Here is an 18,774-nt window from a genome sequence, read left to right on the forward strand (position 1 = left end):
TTATCTACCATATTTGAATGCAACCGCACCCCATGTAAGTCCTCCGCCAAAACCGACGAGAACCACTAAATCATCTTCCTTTATTTTACCGTTTTTTACTCCTTCAGACAAAGCAATCGGAATAGAAGCCGCTGAAGTGTTTCCGTATCTTTTTACGGATGTCGCCATTTTTTCTTCTGGAATACCAAGTTTTTCGCGCGCGGCTTCCATGATTCTGATATTCGCTTGATGAGGAATCAAATAGTCGACGTCTTCCCGTTTGAACCCGGCTTTTTCCACTACATTAACCGAAGATTCCGGCATCTGCCGTACGGCGAACTTGAATACCTCCCGGCCGTTCATGCTCAAGTAGTCTTTATCTTGATAAAGATATTTACCGCCTGAACCATCAGCGCCCAATTCAAATGATAATATACCGCGTTCGTCGCTGACTTCGCCAATAACAGCTGCTCCGGCACCATCGCCGAACAGGACGCATGTGTTACGATCTGTCCAGTCCGTAATCTTGGACAACTTTTCGACACCTACGACGAGGATGTTTTTGTAAACACCTGTGTCGATGAATTGTTTGGCTGTCACCATTCCATACATAAAACCGGAACACGCTGCACTTAAATCCATTGCCGCAACCTTATCGGCTCCCAATCGATCCTGAAGCATGCATGATACGGATGGGAAAGGCGTGTCAGGCGTCACGGTCGCCACCATGATCATATCTAGGTCCTTTCCCGTGATACCTGCGTCCTCCATCGCGTTCACTGCTGCTCTGTATGCCATTTCCGATGTGTCCATATCATCTTCTGCGATTCTTCTCTCTTCAATACCGGTTCTGGTCCGGATCCATTCGTCAGTCGTATCAACTATTTTTTCCAAATCAAAATTGGTCAACACTTTTTCCGGTACGTAGTGACCGGTCCCTGTTATACCTGCCCTCATCTATTACCTCTCCTCATCATACAGAGTTTACTATCAATTATTAAGACTTGGTACTAATTTTAATCGATTCATTCATTTTATTCAAGTTTTTCACAGACTATTCCGCCTTGACCGTGATGAATGCCTGCGCTCAAAGCCTTGCCCTTCAATAAACTGGTATGGGAGGTGATATAATGGCCGACAGAAACCGAGACAGCGGCAGCCCGGGACACAACCGTTTCGATGAAATGATGTTCGGGCCGCGGAGAGGAATTTCCCAGGATGATGAAGGACCGACAGCCGCCGCACCGGGAAAGGGGGAAGAAACGGAGTCATTCGATTTGTTTGGCACTGCCCAGACTGTGATGGAAACCTATCAGCAACTATCGCCCTACGTTAAAGAAATTTCCGGTTTAATCAAGCAATTCCGGAAATAAAATTTCCTGTCAAGCTGCGTCCGTGCTTTACGGGCGCTTAGTTTAAAAGCATATGCTGCGCAATAAAAGAAAAGCGCAAAAGGAGTACAGGTCTACATTCCACTCGTCCTGTGACAAGGCTTCAAGCCCCACACAATCCGTGCTTCCGAAAAGCTTGAAAAAGCTCCCAAGTGGCAGTCTTTTCCAAGCAGAGGATTGACCTAAGACCTCGAGGGGAAGGCGCTGAGCCAGACCTGTGGAATTTAAACTTTCTCATCTTTAAAAAAAGACTGCCCTGCTTGTCCAAGCAATAAGGCAGCCTTGTTCTTTTTTATTGTTCATTGGGCAACAAGCCCGTATCCTTATACTCATCAATTGCTTCCTGAATCTCTTTTACAAAGCTTTCGGGTACTTCAGGACTGAATTTCCCCATGGTGATTCCTCCATCCTGAAAATCGTACGTCATCACATCTCCTGTCAATTCCCCCTCATTGAAAGCTTCCGCTGTTTGCAGGTAAATATCATCGACATGCTGAACAGTACTGGTCAACACCGTGTTCTTACCTAAGCTGGCCTGATCGGTAACATAGCCGATTGCATATAATCCTTTTTCTTTTACTTTATTGATCACCTGGACACTGAACTGGTCTCCTGTCGGATAGAAAACATCGACGTCATCGGCGCTCATTTGGTCCAACAAGTCCAAGGCCCTATCACTGTCATCCCAGCTATTCACAAAGTTCATATGTACAGATGCGTCAGGGTTTTGGTAATTTACTCCCTCATAAAATCCCTCGATTTCTGGCTGCCATTCAAAAGCGCCAATCAAACCGACATTGTTGGTGGATGTCATTTTTCCGGCTACCATTCCACTGAAAAATCCCATGGCATGAGAATTGAAATTGACAGAAGTCAAGTTGTCCCCGGTATATCCCCCATTGAAGTAAACAAAATGAATATCTGGATATGCCTCATTGATTTCATCGAACATTTTCCCGTAGTTGCTACTGTGACCAAAGATTAAATTAATCCCTTGATTCGAGAATTCCTCGACAGCACGATTGACATCCTGCTGTGTTTGTATGCCTTCTTTAAAATAAACGTCTACATCATATTCTTCTTTGATTTTCAAAAGTCCCTGATAGCCTTTATTTCCCCAGGTTTGATCATGGATGGAGTTTTCCACCAGCATGCCGACCCTGTCTATTTCACCTCCACCCAAGGTAGAGCAGCCGGCTGCCATAAGTAAACAGAAACCGGCAAGGAAGACAAGCGGAACAAATCGATATCTATTTTTCACCGTGTGCACTCCCAATCGGTCAGTATTCTCTAGTACTATTCTACCGTCTTACTTCTAGTCCGTAAATGTATCGAATTATTACATTCTGATTACATTAGTAAAAAGAAATAAACTTTTCATAGTGCCGCTGCAGTTTCTTTTGACGTTGTCCGGTCGATTCTGAAGGAAAAACTGGAATCACTTCGGCATCTGTCTCTCTTTGACCCTCCTGGTCTCCTGAAGGACTGATGATAACATGCTTTTTCGATTGCTTTGTTTTCAACAAAGGAAAGAATTCTTGTAAAAAGTCTTTTATATATACAGCATCGTCATGGAAAGTTTGCGAATCAAAGGGGACTTCGCCTCCATCCGGACTGAACATGCTGTCCTTCGACCGCGGCATCCATTCTCCATATAACATCGGTAATTCCACATGACACCAATCTTCTTTATTGGTTGGGCGTTCCTGCATTTTCCCATTCAGTAAAAATTTCCGGGACGCTTTGAGCGCATCCGGCACCGGTGCTTTTTGTTCCGTTTCTATTTGTATGATTGCTTCTAAATTTGCTTCTGTTTTGCTTGTTTGATACTCCTCCACTGTGGGGAATAATTGAAATGAACTGTTCCGTGCCAAAAAAGCCCAAAAATTATCTTGCCTGACAGTCGTAGCTTCCCCTATTCCGATAACTTGTTCGCCATGATACAGCAACTTTTCGCAGAGATGGAAACCTATCCAGTCAAAACAAGGTAAAATTAAATACATTGGAAACCCCTCCCTTTCCACTATTCTCGACAAACAAAGGAATTTGGATATATAACTGTTTTTTATATTTATTTTTCAACAGGCTTCTGCTAAACTTAAAACAGAATGTGTAAAAAATGAGGTGAAATGATTGCGTTATCTTTGGACAGTTATCTGGTCATTTTTACTTAGCTTTTTGATTTCGTATGTATTATCAAGCATGGGCGGAGCTTCTCTTCCGTTCGATCAGGTGCTTGTGCTGACAGTAATTTTTTCTGTGGCAATTTTTCTTTTAGGCGGTGCCTTGAAGGAAGAAACAGAATAGGCTGCATTCGCTGCCACTTTGGTTGAAAACCCTTGCCCACAAGGAGTCGGCAAGGGTTTATTAGTACGGAAAAAATTAATACCAGGGAAGCGCGCTCAGTGCAACCAGTGCTGTCAATGGCAGCACAAGACGGCGGAACCTTCCCGGCCCGTATCCATATCCGTATCCTGGATAACCATATCCCGGATAGCCGTAACCCGGATAAAATCCAAACTGCCGATCGTCTCCATAACCTGTATGGTATTCAGGTACAGTTGTTTGGATCGGAACGGCCATATACACAAAATCTTCATCCAAATCGACAACGATACCGTCCACTTTGCTCCCGTCATTCAATTCAGCAAGTACATAGGAATTCATATGGGATTTGCAAAGCTCATATATATGGTGGTGGCTGTGTGGTCTGTTCATGTCGACTACCTCCTTCACACTTTAGCCTATTCATGGCTGACTGGGTATGTGACAGGGGACGATGAATGTTCTCAAAGAACAAGAAACCATTTTAGATAAAAGCATTGCTTTAACATTGGGAGGAAAAACATGGATTTTGCCAACGATTTTTGGATTTTAGTCAAATATGTATTTTTAGGGTTGTTTCAAGGTTTCACAGAACCGATACCGATTTCTTCCAGCGGCCACCTCGTCCTGCTGAGAAATTTATTTCAGTTGGACATTCATGGATTGTCCTTTGAAATTTTAGTGAATGCTGGTTCATTGATTGCGGTACTGCTTATATACAGAAAGGATATACTCCGTTTAATCCAAAACGGCTTCCGTTACCTGTTCACCAAACAGCCGGAAGCGCGAGATGATTTTCGATTTATTTTATACTTGATCGTCGGGACCATTCCTGCCGGCATAATCGGAATTTTGTTCGAAGAACAGATTGGAGAAGTATTCGGTTTTTCGAAAATGGTCGGCATCACGTTGATTATCACCGGAATTGCCTTATGGATTATCCGCAATATTAAAGGCTACAAAAATGACGGGGAAATCACATTCAAGGATGCACTCATCGTCGGCCTGGCGCAGGCTGTGGCGCTGATACCGGGAATCAGCCGTTCTGGGGCCACGATCGTCGGTGCCATGCTGCTTGGCATGCACAAGGAAACAGCACTGCGTTACTCGTTTTTGCTTTATATTCCCGTAAGTCTGGGCACACTTGTCCTCAGTATCGGGGAGATTGTGAACGACGATCAGTTCAGCGCCCTGTTCATCCCTTACTTGCTTGCGTTTATGGCTGCCATCATTGCCACCTATTATTCACTCCGGTGGTTTATGAATATCATGGCTAAAGGGAACTTAAAATACTTTTCCTTCTATTGTTTCATTGTCGGTATTCTTGCCATATTGTTCTTGTAAACGAAAAGCTGTCCAGCATGAGTCCATGCGGGCAGCTTTTTTAAATGTCACAGTTGTGATTTTATCCTGTAGATAATAACAACCAGTCTTCCTCTATCCCAGTTGGTGCTTCATCAGGTGGATGAAGTGCTCTTTCCGCTTTCTTCTATTCCAGATCGAATTTCAGCAGTGTTCGTTGCCAATCCTCACTTAAAGTGTCGATCCGCGAACCAAACATCCACCAAAAAACATAAAAAAACCCCCTGCACAGTGCAAGGGGTCTAGCGTACATTAATCCGGGATACCCAGGGCGATTTTGGCATATCTGGACATCCGATCTTTCGACCACGGCGGATTCCAAACAATATTGACTTTGGTTTCTTTTACTTCCGGAATGTCGCTCAGGACAAATTTAACATCTTGTTCAATATGGCCAGCCAGCGGGCAGCCCATTGCCGTCAATGTCATAGTGACGGTGGCCACACCGTTTTCATCTAAATCCACTCCATAGACAAGGCCTAAGTTTACAATATCTATCCCGAGTTCCGGGTCAATTACGTTCTCAAGAGCACCCATCAAGTTTTCCTGCAATGCTTCCTCCATCATACAACCTCCTTGATATTGGTTCTTCTTATTATAAACACATATCGGTCATTTTTTAAATGATAATCCTCGCAGCATTTACAATTGCATGTCGAACCATTTGACTGTTTCCAGTATAGCGAATCTGCTGACTTTGTGTCCGCGGCCGACCTCCCGTAAAAAGCGGATGCTTTCCGGATTTTTATAATAAGGTACGACTTCATTGTAAAAACTGTAAGCATGGTCAAAAGGTACAACCGGATCGGCTTCTCCATGCCAGAAAAACAACGGCCGTTCATACAGCTTGTCTACCTGCTTCGACAAATCAATGGTTTCCAGCTGTTGATAGATAGTTTCAATCTCATCGTCCGACATTTCAAACTCGGAACTGTTCTGTTTCATCTGGTCGACCAACGCCTTGGCGTAATCGGTGATTTTCGGAGAGCCCATCAACACTGCCGACGCTTTAATCCATGGATATTGCGTCAAAGCGGCAGCCGTGGTGATCCCTCCCATGCTGGTGCCGGCAAGACCGAACCTTTCGTCAAGAAGCAGCATTTTTTCGTCCAGTGTACTCTTTATCACTTGTAAATCTTTTATGTTTTGGCTGACGATTTCAAAAAATCGCATATTCATTTCATCCGTTGATAAGTCTTCTGCCCTGTCCCCATGAAGCATGCTGTCCGGCAGAATGACCCGGAAGCCTTTTTCCGCGAGCAAGTAAGCAAGTGGAAGATTATGTTCTTTAGCACTCGTATATCCATGAAAATATGTAAGGACTGGCAGTGGCTCTCTGCTTTTTTCTGCATCGACGACAATAAGGAGGGGAATACCCTTCCATTTTTCTCTGCTTACGGTGATCATATCTTCTTATCCTCTCATCTATAGTGGTGGTCTTAATTCCATGATAATCGTTACACTTTAAACATGCAAAACAAACAGTAAATTTAACCCTTTCTTTACAGATAACCTGTTCACCGATAAACTATACTTACATAAGAGGTGATTATATAAATGAAAACGAACCAGCATTTGATAGCCTTGGATCTTGACGGAACCCTGCTTACAGACAACAAGGTAATAAGCGAAAAAACAAAAAAAGTGATCATGCAGGCAAAACAAGCCGGTCATGTCGTAGTGATAGCCACCGGAAGACCCCACCGTGCCAGCATTGATTATTACAAAGAGTTAGAGCTGGACACCCCGATGGTGAATTTTAACGGGGCATTGATTCATCATCCATTAGATAAAAAATGGGATGCCGTCCACTCACCGCTGCCCAACCGGACAGCAAAAGCGATAGTACAGACATGTTATGATCTGGAGGTCAACAATATCATGGCCGAGGTAGGAGACGACGTCTACCTTGATCAGTATGATGAAGAATTAATGGAAATCTTCCATACCGACCAGGCTAATCCTGTTACAGTCGGAAGCCTGAAAAATAATTTGCAGGATGATCCAACTTCTTTGTTGATACACCCACAGGAAGAACACATACAAGAACTCCGCTCCCATCTCAATGACAAACACGCTTCAGTCATTGAGCACCGTAAATGGGGAGCTCCCTGGCATGTAATCGAAATCGTACGTAAAGGATTGAATAAAGCAGTCGGATTGGAAAAAATCGCCCGCTACTTTGACATTCCGCAGTCACACATAATTGCTTTCGGAGACGAAGACAACGATTTGGAAATGATTGAATATGCAGGAGTAGGCGTGGCGATGGGAAATGGAATCGAGGAACTGAAGAAACTGGCTAACCATGTCGCCGGTACAAATGAAGCAGACGGGATCGGAGCCTTCTTGGAAGAATATTTGCATCTCGGAGCCAAAAGCACCAGCACTAATTAACGCGATGAAGTCTGGCATCTTTTTCAAGTCATTCTTTTTCCTCGCAAGGTCCATACTAAGCTTGAACGCAATAGCGTTCAAGCTTTTTTTGGCAACGCTGGTTTATACGGCAGCCGATGTTGCGTCATAGAGTCTGTTGCCTGCTTCAGCAGGTTTTCGTGGACATTTCTATTAGGGGGAATGGAAATGAGCAGAAAAAGCAAGTCAAAACGATTTACGCAGCAAGGGGCCGATTCGGTAAAAAGACATGATGAGCGTTTTCCTTACCGGGAGCGCTTTACCGATGTCGAGCGTAAAGAGGAACAAGCAGACCAACATACTCTGGGAGGTTTTTAACAATGGCAAACAATTTCATGCAGCAAGCAAGAAATGCAATGAACCGTTTAACCAACATGACAAACGGCGGCCAGAATGTCAGCGAGCAGGATAAGCAAGCAGCACGCAATGCAATCCAATCTGCTTATACTAGTGCTTCCCCTGAAGAACAAGAACAGCTTCAGCAGTTGGAAGAGCAGCTGAACCGTCATAACCAAATGCAGTAAACTGATAGGGCGGCATCCATCCCGGTGCCGCTCTGTTCAATTTAACCATAGGCGCTCCCCGCCTTCGTCCCAACTTCCCAAAGAACACTTTAATGACATGGACACAGAACGACAGTTCCGGACAATTATTGCCCAGGAAATAAGGGGCACATTTGTCCAGGATACTTACGAACCCAAAGAAACAACCCTCTTCTTTCCTTTTACTTCAATCCCTTTTGTAAATGACAAAATTCTGCTATGATGGACATAAATCTGTGTTACATAGGAGGATTAAGCATGAGTGTACGAGTGGAAGCGACACCGAACCCGAATGCAATGAAATTCACAACTGATTCCATGATATTCGAAGGAAATAACAGCGTGTCCGTGATGGCTGGACAAACAAGTGAACATCAAGTTCTGAATGACCTGATGGAACTGGAAGGAGTCGACAACGTTTTCGGTTTCCAAAACTTCATCACAGTTAACAAGAAATTCGACGTGGAATGGGAACCGCTTACCCCACAAGTGGAAGCAGTCTTAAACGAATACGGATACTAAGAACATTTCCGGACAAGACTAAAAAACGAGAATATTCCTCTGAATGCATCAAAATTTTGATCATAAAAAAAAGCTGTTCAAGAAGTCTTGCTACTTCCTTGAACAGCTCTTTTTCTATCCATCCAAATCGGCTAGTCACCCCACGCATCTGGCGAACTTTCTTTATGTTTCCATTAATCGTTGCGTCGAAAGAAACCAAATATTCCAGTTGTCTGCACAACATTCGTGAACGCCTGTGGATCCACTTCCGAAATAATCCGTTCCAAGTCATACAATTCATACCTGGTGATAACAAGGACCATCATATCCTTGTCTTCACGACTGTATGCGCCTCGAGCAGGTAAAATCGTGATTCCTCGGATCATTTTGTCGTGAATCGCTTTTTGCAGTTCCTCCGCTTTGCGTGTGACAATCATAGCTGTCACTTTTTCATGACGGGTATGGAGCGCATCGATCACCCTTGTTGTCACATATAAAGTAAGTAACGTGTACAAAGCATTTTCTGCTTCATACAACAAACCAGCAACGATGATGATTCCGCTGTTGATGATCAAAAAGAAATTGCCGATCGGTTTATCCTTCATGCGGGACAACACCATCGCCACGATATCCAGACCGCCGGTTGATGCCCCCCATTTCAATGTCATACCGACCCCTATACCGCCGATGACACCTCCGAAAACAGCATTTAAAATAATATCCTCTGATAACGGCTGTACCGGCAACACTTCAAGGAAAACCGTCGTGAATATGACCGAGATCACACTGTAAATCGTAAAACCCTTACCGACTTTGTACCAGCCCAATATGGCTACCGGTATATTCAAAATAAATAGGATGATACCTGTACTGACTCCATTGATATTGAAAAAGTCTCGGAAAATACTTGACATAAGCTGGGCGATACCTGTAAAACCGCTGGCATAGACATTCGCGGCAATAAGGAAAAAATTTAATGCAATCGCGTTGAACAATGCCCCCAGCATTACTATGAAAATTCGTCTCGCTTCAATAAAAAACATAACTGCCTCCTTCGTTTATCCCGGTCAAAAGCCACAACGATTGTCGCAAGTGCGGCCGCTCCCTGTATCGATGTTCTTATGTTGTTTTCCAATTATCGGGCTATTTCTTCTACATGTCCTTATCGTTTCCATATGTAGCAAAAATAAGCTTCTCTTTTCCATACCCAGCTATTCGCACAAATAATCGCAGTATCGCTTTTCCCATTCCAATACAACGAAATGGGAAAAAGCTTTGACTATCGATAACAGTACGCTTACACTGTAGATAAACTGCACTTGTTTTATTTATCATCCTTGCGGGCTTGTATTTCGAGCTCGATGGCGGTTTCTTTTTTGAAACTCCCATTTTACTTTTTACCGTAAGAAAAATGATCCGAATTGAGGGTGGAAAACATGAATGTGAAAATTATCACCGATTCTGCGTGTGACCTTTCGCAAAGCCATTATGAAAAATACAACATTGATATGGTATCACTGACTGTCGAACTCGACAATGAAAATTTTGAAGACGCAAAAACTATTTCTGCGAAAGCAATCTATGATGCAATGCGTGCTGGAAAGGCACCAAAAACTTCTCAAGTCAGTCCGCAAAAATTCCGTGAAGCATTTGAAAGCTATGCTAGGCGAAACCAGCCGTGCCTTTATGTCGCTTTCTCGTCCGAACTCTCAGGAACTTACAATGCTGGAAGAATGGCCATGCAGGAAGTCAAGGAGGATTATCCTGACTGGGAAGCTCAAGTGCTCGACACTCATTGCGCTTCCCTGGGACACGGATTGGTCGTCCTGCGTGCCGCACAGCTTGCAAATGAAGGAGAGAGTCTCAGCCAAGTTGAAGAAATTGCCCGATACCATGCCAATCACATGGAGCATATCTTCACAGTAGATGATCTGGAATATTTGTATCGCGGTGGACGAGTAAGCAAAACAGCCGCTTTTGTCGGTTCATTGTTAAAAATCAAGCCTTTGTTGCATGTTGAAACTGGTAAGCTGATGCCATTGGAAAAAATCCGCGGCTCAAAACGCGTGTTGAAGCGGATGGTAGACGTAATGGAGGAACGCGGGAAAGATTTTCAAAAACAGACCATCGGCATCAGCCATGGAGACGATTTGGAAAAAGCCAGGCAGCTTGCCGAAATGATCAAAGAACGTTTTGAAGTCGAAGACGTGCACATTGAGATGGTCGGCTCAGCAATCGGCGCCCACTCCGGCCCCGGAACACTTGCTTTGTTTTTCCTGAACGATGATTATCAATAAGTTGCACATGGTCGAAATCAATGCCTAGTCAAAGAAAAACCGAACGATTATTCGAAATTCAACGCTTTCGAACTCGATCGGTTTTTCTTTTTGAACTTTCCCCATCAGTTAACTTGATTATAAACCATCCCATCCTACCTTGTCCTAAGCACAATCCACGAATCCACTCCGGCAAGGTACTTCGTATTCCCGCTGGCAAGGCTTACTTGAACTCAATACAGAAAAGCATAATGGAGAGGGGAAATAAGTGTTTCTCTTCTTATATGGTAGTGTTTACCGGCTGTTTTTTTGTTTCTTCTTCAGAAAAACAACGGCAAAAACAAATGCACCGAGTACTGCTAAAATAAAAGAAACAAACAACCAATTGATGCCTTTGTCATCCTCAATGACATATACTTCCGCCGTTTCACGGTCAAGCCCGATTTTGTAATGCCCTGCTTCATCGGCCCGCACCGTCTCATCGTTGAGCAATCCACGAAGCTGTTTGCCTGCTTGGATATCGTCAATGGTCACAGCTTTAGTGGATGTGTCATTGTTGATGGCAAAATAAACGGTTTCCCCTTCGTGACTGCGTTTGAATAAACTCATCGCTTCGTTGCTTTTCACCAGCTCCATATCCCCTTTCGTAAAAGGAGAGAACTGCTGGCGAATGGCAGATAATCTTTCCAGATACTTGCTCAGTTCGTCATTGCCACTGTTCAATTGTGCTGTACGATGATCTGGCGCCTCGTCTCCATTACCCATTGCAACCTCTGACCCTTGATAAATGACAGGTGTGCCCGGTCCCAAGTACAAATAAGTCAATCCCAGCTTCCATCTCGTCACCGGATTTTGTCCGAGCTCAATCGCTTTTTTTGTGAAGCGGGTTGTCATTTGGCTGTCCAATGCCACACCGTTATCTTCTGACTCTTTGTCACCGGTTAAATTTGATAATTCATTCCCCGGTGCGTGGAAGACCTGATCAAGGGACTTGGTCTGCTCATAGTCAATGATTAAATCAATTCCCGCTTCCTGGAAGGACTCCATCCCTTCCTCATCAGCATGTTTCCAGTCTGCCAAGAGGGAAAATCCTTGCTGTTCAGCATGCAATGCTTCAGCAAATTCGGCAACAAATGAAACGGGGGTATCTGGTTCGATTCCTATCCTGTATCCATCCAATCCCGTTTCTTCCATCCAAAACTTCCCTGCGTCACTCAATGCTGCTGCAACTTCTTTGTTTTGCAAATCCAACTGCGGCAAGTCTGCGAGCCAGGGGGTCTGCAGAAGCTCTGCTTGTCCTTGTTGCTCATCATGTTCACTCGCGTACCAGTCTTGCTTGTCCTGATCTGTAAGCCATGGATGCGAGGCAGATGTATGATTGACCGGAAAATCCATGAACACTTTCATGTCACGTTTGTGTGCTTCATCCACCAATTCAGCAGCTGTTTCCATCGTCCCAGCGTGAGGTTCTATCGCAGTATAGTCCGTTACCCAGAAACCGTGATAACCATCTTTTTCATTTTCCATGATCGGGCTGATGTTAACAGCAGTGAATCCCATCTCTTTCAAATCGTCAAGCTTGGTAATGACCCCCTGCAAATCTCCGCCATGCAAGGCTTTGGGGTCTTCAATATCAATTTCCTCGTCATTGTCAAAGTTTCCGTTTACAAATCGGTCTACAAGTATATAGTAAATAGATTCTTCTGCCAATGTATCTTCTTGTTCTACAGCACTTACAGGTTGTGAGTAAAAAAGAAGAAACGGCAATACAGCCGTGGCTGCCAATAACTTCTTCACATTCCGTTCCTCCTACAGGCATAATTAGAAGCATAAAAGCTTTCTTAATAAAGGGTAGCCTTATCAGCCCTGTCCGTCAATCATGTTTGTGCCAATTTCCCCTGATTCCATAAAAGTGTCACACATGCGTCATAATTACCATTTAGTCGTTTTAGAGCAATATGTACTGACAAATACAGACAGGCAGTATATACTTAATTGGATTTTCTAATTATTTGGATCGTGAGGATATCAAATGAATCAAACAGATATAAAAAAGCAAAGCCTCTTCGCCCTGACTTGGCCCATATTTATTGAAATACTTCTGCATATGCTGATGGGAAATGCAGACACCTTGATGCTCAGCCAATATTCCGACAGTTCCGTGGCAGCCGTCGGAGTCTCCAATCAGGTGATTTCAGTCATTATCGTCATGTTTGGCTTCGTTGCCGCCGGAGCAGGTGTGCTCGTTGCCCAAAATCTTGGAGCCGGGAAACAGGATACCGCTGGTGCCATCGCTGTTACCTCGCTCAGCCTCAATTTATGGTTTTCCCTGCTGTTGAGCATTGCTCTGTTCTTGTTTAGCAAGCAAATTTTAAAGATAATGGATTTGCCTGCTGATTTGATGGGGGAAGCAGGCGTCTACTTGAACATTGTCGGTGGATTGATTTTTGTTCAGGCATTGATCATGACAGTGTCTGCTGTGTTAAGAAGCTATGGATTCACGAAAGATACAATGTACGTAACGATTGGCATGAACGTGCTTAATATAATCGGAAACTATGCCGTTATTTTCGGACCGTTCGGTTTCCCTGTGTTAGGAGTGGAAGGAGTGGCGTACTCTACCATCATCAGCCGCTTTTTAGGATTTACCGTCCTTTTGCTTCTATTGTTAAGACGCAGTGAAAAAACATTGCCGTTCACTTCTTTCTTTGCTTATAAAAAACAACATATCCGCGATCTATTGAATATCGGCATCCCTTCAGCCGGAGAGCAGCTTTCCTATAATGCCAGCCAGATGGTGATCACTTATTTTATCGCCCAGCTCGGAACCATGGCATTGACCACCAAGGTTTATGTCCAGAATATCATGATGTTCATTTTCCTGTTTGCTCTGGCAATCGGCCAAGGGACACAAATATTGATCGGCCACCTGATCGGTGCAGGGGAAGTAGATACAGCCTATAAACATGGCATCAAGAGCCTGCAAATCTCGATTGTCATTTCCACCTTTGCCGCCGTTGTCATTTATTTCGCCAGTGATTTTTTATTGGGCATCTTCACCGATAATGCAACCATTATGGAAAAAGGGGCAGCCTTGCTGTTGGTGACGATCATCCTGGAACCCGGCCGGGCATTCAACCTTGTGGTCATCAGTTCCCTGCGGGCAGCCGGCGATGTAAGATTTCCGGTTTTTATCGGCATTTTGTCCATGTGGGGGGTCAGTGTCACTTTCGCCTGGTTCTTCGGTTTGTACCTTGGATTGGGATTGATCGGTGTCTGGATTGCTTTTATAGCCGATGAATGGCTGCGTGGGTTGTTGATGCTGCGGAGATGGCGTTCCAAAATTTGGATCAAAGAAACCTTCATTAAAACTTATCCAGCGGATCAATAGTTAAGAAAAGCTCCAGCATCCGTTTAAAAGGAGAACAGGCTAAATCCGTCTCATCGTGCAGGCCTCCGACAAAAGCAGGCTCACGAAAAGCACTGGGTATATATATCTTTAATTTCAGATTTTCTTATCTTTTTTAAAAAAAGCGTGCCCAGACAGCACGCTTTTTACACTACTTCTGATTTACTTTTCTATTTTGATTTGATAGGTGCGCAGCCAGTGGTCAATTTGGCCAAGATGGGCCAGCAGCTGCGGTCCTGTCATTAGCTGTCCAAACCACGGTGCCTCTATTTGCTTTCCTTCAGTTTGGATCAATTTTTCGATTTCTTTCCGATCAAACAATTCAAACAGCCTGGCATCCGGATCCTTGGTTATTTCTTCAAGCCATGACACGACAGTATTCGTATATACCGGATTATGTGTTTTCGGATATGGACTCTTTTTCCGATAAAGGATTTCTTGCGGGAGCAGCCCCTCCAATGCTTTCCTTAATATCCCCTTTTCCCTGCCATTATACGTCTTCATTTCCCATGGTATATTCCAAACATATTCAACCAGTCGATGGTCGCTGAACGGGACCCTTGCTTCAAAACTGGCCCCCATACTCATCCGGTCTTTTCTGTCCAACAGTGTCGGCATGAACCAGTGCATATTCAGATAAAACATTTGCCGGCGTTGTTTCTCAAGGGGACTGTCCCCTTCGTATTCCGGAGTTCCATCAATCGTTTCCTGGTATCGTTTCAGCATGTAACCGTGTAAATCGAGTTTTTGTTTCCATTCTTCGGTAAGCAAGGAGCGTCTTACTTCAGAGGAACGAATCCAAGGGAAACCTTCCCTGGTCAAGTCGTCTTCACGATAAAACCACGGATATCCACCAAAGATTTCATCCGCACATTCTCCGGACAGGGCAACGGTCACTTCCTGTTTCGTCTGGCGGCAAAACCAGAGAAGTGATGAATCCACATCTGCCATTCCAGGCAAATCACGCATCTCAACAGCTTCTTTCAACATATCCGCCAATGTCTTATTATCCATCACAAAGGTATGATGATTCGTGCTGCTGAATGCGCTCATCTTGCCAATAAAGTCTTTGTCGCTATTCGGTTGAAAAGAGCTTTGTTTAAAATATTTATCATTGTCCTGATAATCAATCGAAAATGTCGACAATCTCCCTTTGCCCTTTGCCTGCAAGTAATTGGCGGCAATCGCGGTTATGGCACTGGAATCCACACCTCCAGATAAAAAAGTACCAAGAGAAACATCCGAAACCAGTTGTCGTTCTACTGCATCTGTAAGCAATTCCCTGATTGTCTGTGCAGTGGTATCCAAGTCGTCTTCATGTTGTTTGCTGACAACATTCCAATAGCGCTTTGTTTGAAATCCATCTTGATTAAAAACTCCGATATGGGCAGCAGGAAGTTCATTGATGCCTTTGAAAACTCCATGACCGGGAGTCCGTGATGGACCAAGTGCAAGCACTTCGCTTAATCCTTCCCGGTCCAATACGGGTTCTACTTCAGGATGTGCCAGCAGTGCTTTTATTTCAGATGAAAACAAGATTCCTTCCCCATGCTTTTTGAAAAACAACGGTTTGACACCAAGCCGGTCTCTCGCCATAAACAATTCCTGCTTTTCCGCATCCCAGACGGCGAACGCAAAAATTCCATTTAACTTTTCGACACACGCAGCCCTCCATTGGATAAAACTCTTCAATAACACTTCTGTATCAGAATGGGACGCAAAACTCCATCCTTTTTCCAAAAGTTCTTGACGCAGATCCTCTGTATTGTAAAGTTCACCATTGTAAATCATCACATATTTTGCTTCTCCGCGCAGGCATTCCATTGGCTGCTTTCCACCTGAAGGGTCGACAACTATCAATCGTTGATGACCGAATCCAGCGTGATCGCAAATCCACTCGTTATACTCATCAGGTCCCCGGTGCTGAATGGTCCCTGCCATTTTACGTACAGTGGCTATTTCCCCGGATAAGTCGCGTTTCAAATCTACCCAGCCTGTGATCCCACACATATACGAAAACACACCCTTTCTTTTAACCCTTCTTCATGCTTATGATAAAAACGCCCAGAGTGTGTATAAGTGAAGCCTGTTTTGTTACACGAAAAAAATGGCAGCATCCAACCAGAACAAAGGTGAGCCATTTTCCCATTCCATAGTTTTTTTCTCCATCCCTTAAACTTTCCTATAAAAAAACACCGCCCCGCAGAACATCCCGCGGAGACGGTGTACAATATCAAGACATAAAATGCAGGCCGAATGGCAGTCTGCCAAAGCCTAGAACCAGAACGATGAGCACCGCAATAGCAAACTGTACCCAGATACCCATAACTGGCTTGCCTTTGTTGTATTTCACAGCAATCATTTCCATAGCTGCGATAACCCAAATTCCTGCCAATCCCTTAACGATGACTTCTCCAAGCATATAACTTTGCTGGAAGTAGTACGCAATCAAGTCACCACCCGAATACAAGATCAACAGGTAATCGAGTCGCAAAATCATCTGTAAAATTTTTGCTGGTTTGTCTTTACCCTGCTTTTTAAACATCAAAGCAAGTCCAAATAAAATAAACGCTAGTACCCATGAAGTGATATGTAGATGCGTCGTCATGACGTACCTCCTTTTTATTCAATCAACGCTATCATATCATTTTTCCGTAAACATTTCATTGGATAACACGTCCCCTTTCGTACATTTCTATGAACATTCACATTCCATGTTTGTTAATAAAAGACCACAAGAGGTAGTGGCTTCTACGTTCTCACACGATGTGGGCGGTCTTAGTAGAAGGTTTCCGATTTCCGTGAGAAACGACCAGCAAGCTAACGACGAAATTCGCCGCGTCTTTTTTCCCGCATTTTTGAACTTCCTCCCTTTATACAATGTTCAAAAAGAGGACAAAAAGGACCAAGAAGTTCTAGGCAGCGCAGTTGGGAGTACCGGAGCGGACTTCCACAGGATGTGGTGGCTTCTACGTTCCCACACGATGTGGGCGGTCTTAGTAGAAGGTTTCCGATTTCCGTGAGGAACGGACCAGCAAGCTAACGACGAAATTCGCCGCGTCTTTTTTCCCGCATTTTTGAACTTCCTATATATGAAAAAACTGTTATAATTGAAAGCGTATGCTTAACATCGAAACGGAGGGATACCATGGTACGATCGAGTCAGGAAATCATTGACCAAACACAGGAATATGGAGCTAAAAATTACCACCCGCTGCCGATTGTGGTTGCCAAGGCTGAAGGAGTCTGGGTAGAGGATCCCGAAGGAAACCGCTACATGGATATGCTCAGTGCTTATTCAGCAGTCAATCAAGGACACCGGCACCCACGCATCATCGATGCCTTGAAGCAGCAAGCAGATCGCGTGACCCTGACATCAAGAGCGTTTCATAACGACCAATTAGGTCCATGGTACGAAAAAGTATGCAAGCTGACGAACAAAGAAATGGCATTGCCGATGAACACTGGAGCCGAAGCCGTAGAAACTGCCATTAAGGCTGTACGCCGCTGGGGGTATGAGGTGAAAGGAATCCAGGAGGACCAGGCAGAAATCATCGCCTGTACCGGTAACTTCCATGGCAGAACAATGACTGCGGTTTCTTTATCTTCGGAGGAGGAATACAAGCGTGGATTCGGACCTATGCTCCCAGGAATCAAGCTGATTCCTTACGGCGATATCGATGCGCTTAAAGAAGCCATCAACGAAAACACGGCTGGATTCCTGATGGAACCAATTCAAGGAGAAGCGGGTATTGTCATTCCGCCTGAAGGTTATTTAAAACAGGCTTATGATATTTGCAAACAAAACAATGTCCTTTTCATTGCTGATGAAATCCAGGCAGGTCTGGGCAGAAGCGGTAAAATGTTTGCTTGTGACTGGGAACAAGTTTCCCCTGATGTACTGATACTGGGCAAGGCACTTGGCGGAGGAGTATTCCCCATCTCATGTGTGGTGGCTAATAAAGACATCCTCGGCGTGTTCAATCCTGGATCGCACGGATCTACCTTTGGAGGAAATCCGCTTGCATGTGCTGTTTCGATAGCTGCCCTAGATGTATTGGAAGAGGAAAAGTTGGCAGATCGTTCATTGGAACTGGGGAATTACATGATGGGGGAACTAGTAAAAATTAAAAATCCGGTGATCAAAGAAGTGCGCGGAAGAGGATTGTTTATCGGTGTAGAACTGACAGAATCTGCAAGGCCTTATTGTGAACAATTGAAAGGAAAAGGATTGCTCTGTAAAGAAACACACGAAAACGTCATCCGTTTTGCCCCGCCGTTGACAGTCGAGAAACCAGACTTGGTATGGGCGGTCGAGCAAATTAAACAAGTGCTAGAATCATAATTTAATAAAGATACAAAAGGTTAGCGGCCAAAGCAAAAACCGAGCGATGTTCGAAATGCCAAGCATTCAGATTCGCTCGGTTTTTTCCGGTTCGTGCGATTCTCGTAAGAATCCCCTTTTATTATTGCCAAATTAATGCACAAGTCCTTTGCTTTTCCTTCGAGTCAATTGTCAAAAACATCAAGAAGTACTTTTAACTCCTCTCATCCTTCAAGAACAACGGGAGGGT

20 protein-coding genes are annotated in these 18,774 nt (G+C 44.2%); 10 read left to right on the forward strand and 10 right to left on the reverse strand.

The annotated features are described in order from the left end of the window. Positions 1 to 936, reverse strand: coding sequence for a beta-ketoacyl-ACP synthase III (locus F6X55_RS05360; protein ID WP_026771746.1), 936 nt, complete (start codon positions 934 to 936; stop codon positions 1 to 3). Positions 937 to 1,109: 173 nt separating this feature from the next. Here F6X55_RS05360 and F6X55_RS05365 point away from each other — a divergent pair, with 173 nt between their 5' ends. Beyond that, positions 1,110 to 1,352: a hypothetical protein gene (locus tag F6X55_RS05365; protein ID WP_153462288.1), complete on the forward strand. Its 243-nt coding sequence runs from the start codon at positions 1,110 to 1,112 to the stop codon at positions 1,350 to 1,352. A 310-nt stretch (positions 1,353 to 1,662) separates the two neighbouring features. Here the strand turns inward: F6X55_RS05365 and F6X55_RS05370 are convergent, their stop codons facing one another. Both F6X55_RS05370 and F6X55_RS05375 read right to left on the reverse strand, forming a co-directional pair. Continuing rightward, on the reverse strand, positions 1,663 to 2,631 hold the full coding sequence (locus F6X55_RS05370; protein WP_035427099.1) for a BMP family ABC transporter substrate-binding protein: 969 nt from the start codon (positions 2,629 to 2,631) through the stop codon (positions 1,663 to 1,665). Between the two features lie 94 nt (positions 2,632 to 2,725). Beyond that, complete coding sequence (locus F6X55_RS05375) at positions 2,726 to 3,373, reverse strand: hypothetical protein (protein ID WP_153462290.1); 648 nt, start codon at positions 3,371 to 3,373, stop codon at positions 2,726 to 2,728. Positions 3,374 to 3,503: 130 nt separating this feature from the next. Between F6X55_RS05375 and F6X55_RS05380 the strand changes: the two genes are divergently transcribed. Then, positions 3,504 to 3,677 carry a YjzD family protein gene (locus F6X55_RS05380; protein WP_081704571.1) on the forward strand — a complete coding sequence of 58 codons (174 nt, stop codon included), beginning with the start codon at positions 3,504 to 3,506 and terminating at the stop codon, positions 3,675 to 3,677. A gap of 75 nt (positions 3,678 to 3,752) precedes the next feature. Here F6X55_RS05380 and F6X55_RS05385 read toward each other — a convergent pair whose 3' ends face one another. Further along, on the reverse strand, positions 3,753 to 4,088 hold the full coding sequence (locus F6X55_RS05385; protein WP_026571119.1) for a hypothetical protein: 336 nt from the start codon (positions 4,086 to 4,088) through the stop codon (positions 3,753 to 3,755). Between the two features lie 129 nt (positions 4,089 to 4,217). On the opposite strand from F6X55_RS05385, the gene F6X55_RS05390 reads away from it, so the two are divergent. Then, a complete protein-coding gene (locus F6X55_RS05390) occupies positions 4,218 to 5,039 on the forward strand; it encodes an undecaprenyl-diphosphate phosphatase (RefSeq protein WP_026571120.1) in 822 nt (273 codons plus the stop codon). A gap of 270 nt (positions 5,040 to 5,309) precedes the next feature. Here the strand turns inward: F6X55_RS05390 and F6X55_RS05395 are convergent, their stop codons facing one another. Then, positions 5,310 to 5,621 (reverse strand): metal-sulfur cluster assembly factor, encoded by a 312-nt coding sequence (locus tag F6X55_RS05395; protein WP_026571121.1) that lies wholly within the window; start codon positions 5,619 to 5,621, stop codon positions 5,310 to 5,312. A gap of 78 nt (positions 5,622 to 5,699) precedes the next feature. Continuing rightward, positions 5,700 to 6,464, reverse strand: a complete 765-nt coding sequence (locus F6X55_RS05400) for an alpha/beta fold hydrolase (protein WP_026571122.1) — start codon at positions 6,462 to 6,464, stop codon at positions 5,700 to 5,702. Between the two features lie 150 nt (positions 6,465 to 6,614). On the opposite strand from F6X55_RS05400, the gene F6X55_RS05405 reads away from it, so the two are divergent. The 4 genes from F6X55_RS05405 (at position 6,615) to F6X55_RS05415 (ending at position 8,536) form a co-directional block, all read left to right on the forward strand. Further along, positions 6,615 to 7,454: a Cof-type HAD-IIB family hydrolase gene (locus tag F6X55_RS05405; protein ID WP_026571123.1), complete on the forward strand. Its 840-nt coding sequence runs from the start codon at positions 6,615 to 6,617 to the stop codon at positions 7,452 to 7,454. A gap of 186 nt (positions 7,455 to 7,640) precedes the next feature. Beyond that, positions 7,641 to 7,790 (forward strand): hypothetical protein, encoded by a 150-nt coding sequence (locus F6X55_RS20040; RefSeq protein ID WP_162832887.1) that lies wholly within the window; start codon positions 7,641 to 7,643, stop codon positions 7,788 to 7,790. A 2-nt stretch (positions 7,791 to 7,792) separates the two neighbouring features. Beyond that, a complete protein-coding gene (locus tag F6X55_RS05410) occupies positions 7,793 to 7,996 on the forward strand; it encodes a DUF3813 family protein (protein ID WP_026571124.1) in 204 nt (67 codons plus the stop codon). Positions 7,997 to 8,272: 276 nt separating this feature from the next. Beyond that, positions 8,273 to 8,536: a NifU N-terminal domain-containing protein gene (locus F6X55_RS05415; protein ID WP_026571125.1), complete on the forward strand. Its 264-nt coding sequence runs from the start codon at positions 8,273 to 8,275 to the stop codon at positions 8,534 to 8,536. Positions 8,537 to 8,709: 173 nt separating this feature from the next. On the opposite strand, the gene F6X55_RS05420 is transcribed toward F6X55_RS05415, so the two are convergent. After that, the gene (locus tag F6X55_RS05420) at positions 8,710 to 9,558 is read right to left on the reverse strand and encodes a YitT family protein (RefSeq protein ID WP_026571126.1); all 849 of its coding nucleotides are present in this window, start codon (positions 9,556 to 9,558) and stop codon (positions 8,710 to 8,712) included. 393 nt (positions 9,559 to 9,951) lie between these two features. Here F6X55_RS05420 and F6X55_RS05425 point away from each other — a divergent pair, with 393 nt between their 5' ends. Continuing rightward, positions 9,952 to 10,812, forward strand: a complete 861-nt coding sequence (locus tag F6X55_RS05425; RefSeq protein WP_153462292.1) for a DegV family protein — start codon at positions 9,952 to 9,954, stop codon at positions 10,810 to 10,812. 273 nt (positions 10,813 to 11,085) lie between these two features. Here the strand turns inward: F6X55_RS05425 and F6X55_RS05430 are convergent, their stop codons facing one another. Beyond that, positions 11,086 to 12,588: an alpha-amylase family glycosyl hydrolase gene (locus tag F6X55_RS05430; protein WP_026771751.1), complete on the reverse strand. Its 1,503-nt coding sequence runs from the start codon at positions 12,586 to 12,588 to the stop codon at positions 11,086 to 11,088. 235 nt (positions 12,589 to 12,823) lie between these two features. Here F6X55_RS05430 and F6X55_RS05435 point away from each other — a divergent pair, with 235 nt between their 5' ends. Beyond that, positions 12,824 to 14,182 carry an MATE family efflux transporter gene (locus F6X55_RS05435; protein WP_153462294.1) on the forward strand — a complete coding sequence of 453 codons (1,359 nt, stop codon included), beginning with the start codon at positions 12,824 to 12,826 and terminating at the stop codon, positions 14,180 to 14,182. 180 nt (positions 14,183 to 14,362) lie between these two features. Here the strand turns inward: F6X55_RS05435 and asnB are convergent, their stop codons facing one another. Together asnB and F6X55_RS05445 are read right to left on the reverse strand one after the other, a co-directional pair. Further along, positions 14,363 to 16,210 (reverse strand): asparagine synthase (glutamine-hydrolyzing), encoded by a 1,848-nt coding sequence (gene asnB, locus F6X55_RS05440; RefSeq protein ID WP_153462296.1) that lies wholly within the window; start codon positions 16,208 to 16,210, stop codon positions 14,363 to 14,365. A 223-nt stretch (positions 16,211 to 16,433) separates the two neighbouring features. Next, on the reverse strand, positions 16,434 to 16,808 hold the full coding sequence (locus F6X55_RS05445) for a YisL family protein (RefSeq protein WP_026771754.1): 375 nt from the start codon (positions 16,806 to 16,808) through the stop codon (positions 16,434 to 16,436). A 540-nt stretch (positions 16,809 to 17,348) separates the two neighbouring features. Between F6X55_RS05445 and F6X55_RS05450 the strand changes: the two genes are divergently transcribed. Next, positions 17,349 to 18,545: an ornithine--oxo-acid transaminase gene (locus F6X55_RS05450; RefSeq protein WP_026571132.1), complete on the forward strand. Its 1,197-nt coding sequence runs from the start codon at positions 17,349 to 17,351 to the stop codon at positions 18,543 to 18,545. The last annotated feature ends 229 nt before the right edge of the window (positions 18,546 to 18,774 follow it).

Origin of the sequence: Sediminibacillus terrae, assembly GCF_009602435.1 — a bacterium.
Classification (GTDB): domain Bacteria; phylum Bacillota; class Bacilli; order Bacillales; family Amphibacillaceae; genus Sediminibacillus; species Sediminibacillus terrae.

Coding starts and splice junctions, on each gene's coding strand:
- F6X55_RS05360 (WP_026771746.1), bottom strand. CDS start 936: ATGAGGGCAGGTATAACAGGGACCGGTCACTACGTACCGGAAAAAGTG.
- F6X55_RS05365 (WP_153462288.1), top strand. CDS start 1,110: ATGGCCGACAGAAACCGAGACAGCGGCAGCCCGGGACACAACCGTTTC.
- F6X55_RS05375 (WP_153462290.1), bottom strand. CDS start 3,373: ATGTATTTAATTTTACCTTGTTTTGACTGGATAGGTTTCCATCTCTGC.
- F6X55_RS05385 (WP_026571119.1), bottom strand. CDS start 4,088: ATGAACAGACCACACAGCCACCACCATATATATGAGCTTTGCAAATCC.
- F6X55_RS05390 (WP_026571120.1), top strand. CDS start 4,218: ATGGATTTTGCCAACGATTTTTGGATTTTAGTCAAATATGTATTTTTA.
- F6X55_RS05395 (WP_026571121.1), bottom strand. CDS start 5,621: ATGGAGGAAGCATTGCAGGAAAACTTGATGGGTGCTCTTGAGAACGTA.
- F6X55_RS05400 (WP_026571122.1), bottom strand. CDS start 6,464: ATGATCACCGTAAGCAGAGAAAAATGGAAGGGTATTCCCCTCCTTATT.
- F6X55_RS05405 (WP_026571123.1), top strand. CDS start 6,615: ATGAAAACGAACCAGCATTTGATAGCCTTGGATCTTGACGGAACCCTG.
- F6X55_RS20040 (WP_162832887.1), top strand. CDS start 7,641: ATGAGCAGAAAAAGCAAGTCAAAACGATTTACGCAGCAAGGGGCCGAT.
- F6X55_RS05410 (WP_026571124.1), top strand. CDS start 7,793: ATGGCAAACAATTTCATGCAGCAAGCAAGAAATGCAATGAACCGTTTA.
- F6X55_RS05415 (WP_026571125.1), top strand. CDS start 8,273: ATGAGTGTACGAGTGGAAGCGACACCGAACCCGAATGCAATGAAATTC.
- F6X55_RS05420 (WP_026571126.1), bottom strand. CDS start 9,558: ATGTTTTTTATTGAAGCGAGACGAATTTTCATAGTAATGCTGGGGGCA.
- F6X55_RS05425 (WP_153462292.1), top strand. CDS start 9,952: ATGAATGTGAAAATTATCACCGATTCTGCGTGTGACCTTTCGCAAAGC.
- F6X55_RS05435 (WP_153462294.1), top strand. CDS start 12,824: ATGAATCAAACAGATATAAAAAAGCAAAGCCTCTTCGCCCTGACTTGG.
- asnB (WP_153462296.1), bottom strand. CDS start 16,210: ATGTGTGGGATCACAGGCTGGGTAGATTTGAAACGCGACTTATCCGGG.
- F6X55_RS05445 (WP_026771754.1), bottom strand. CDS start 16,808: ATGACGACGCATCTACATATCACTTCATGGGTACTAGCGTTTATTTTA.
- F6X55_RS05450 (WP_026571132.1), top strand. CDS start 17,349: ATGGTACGATCGAGTCAGGAAATCATTGACCAAACACAGGAATATGGA.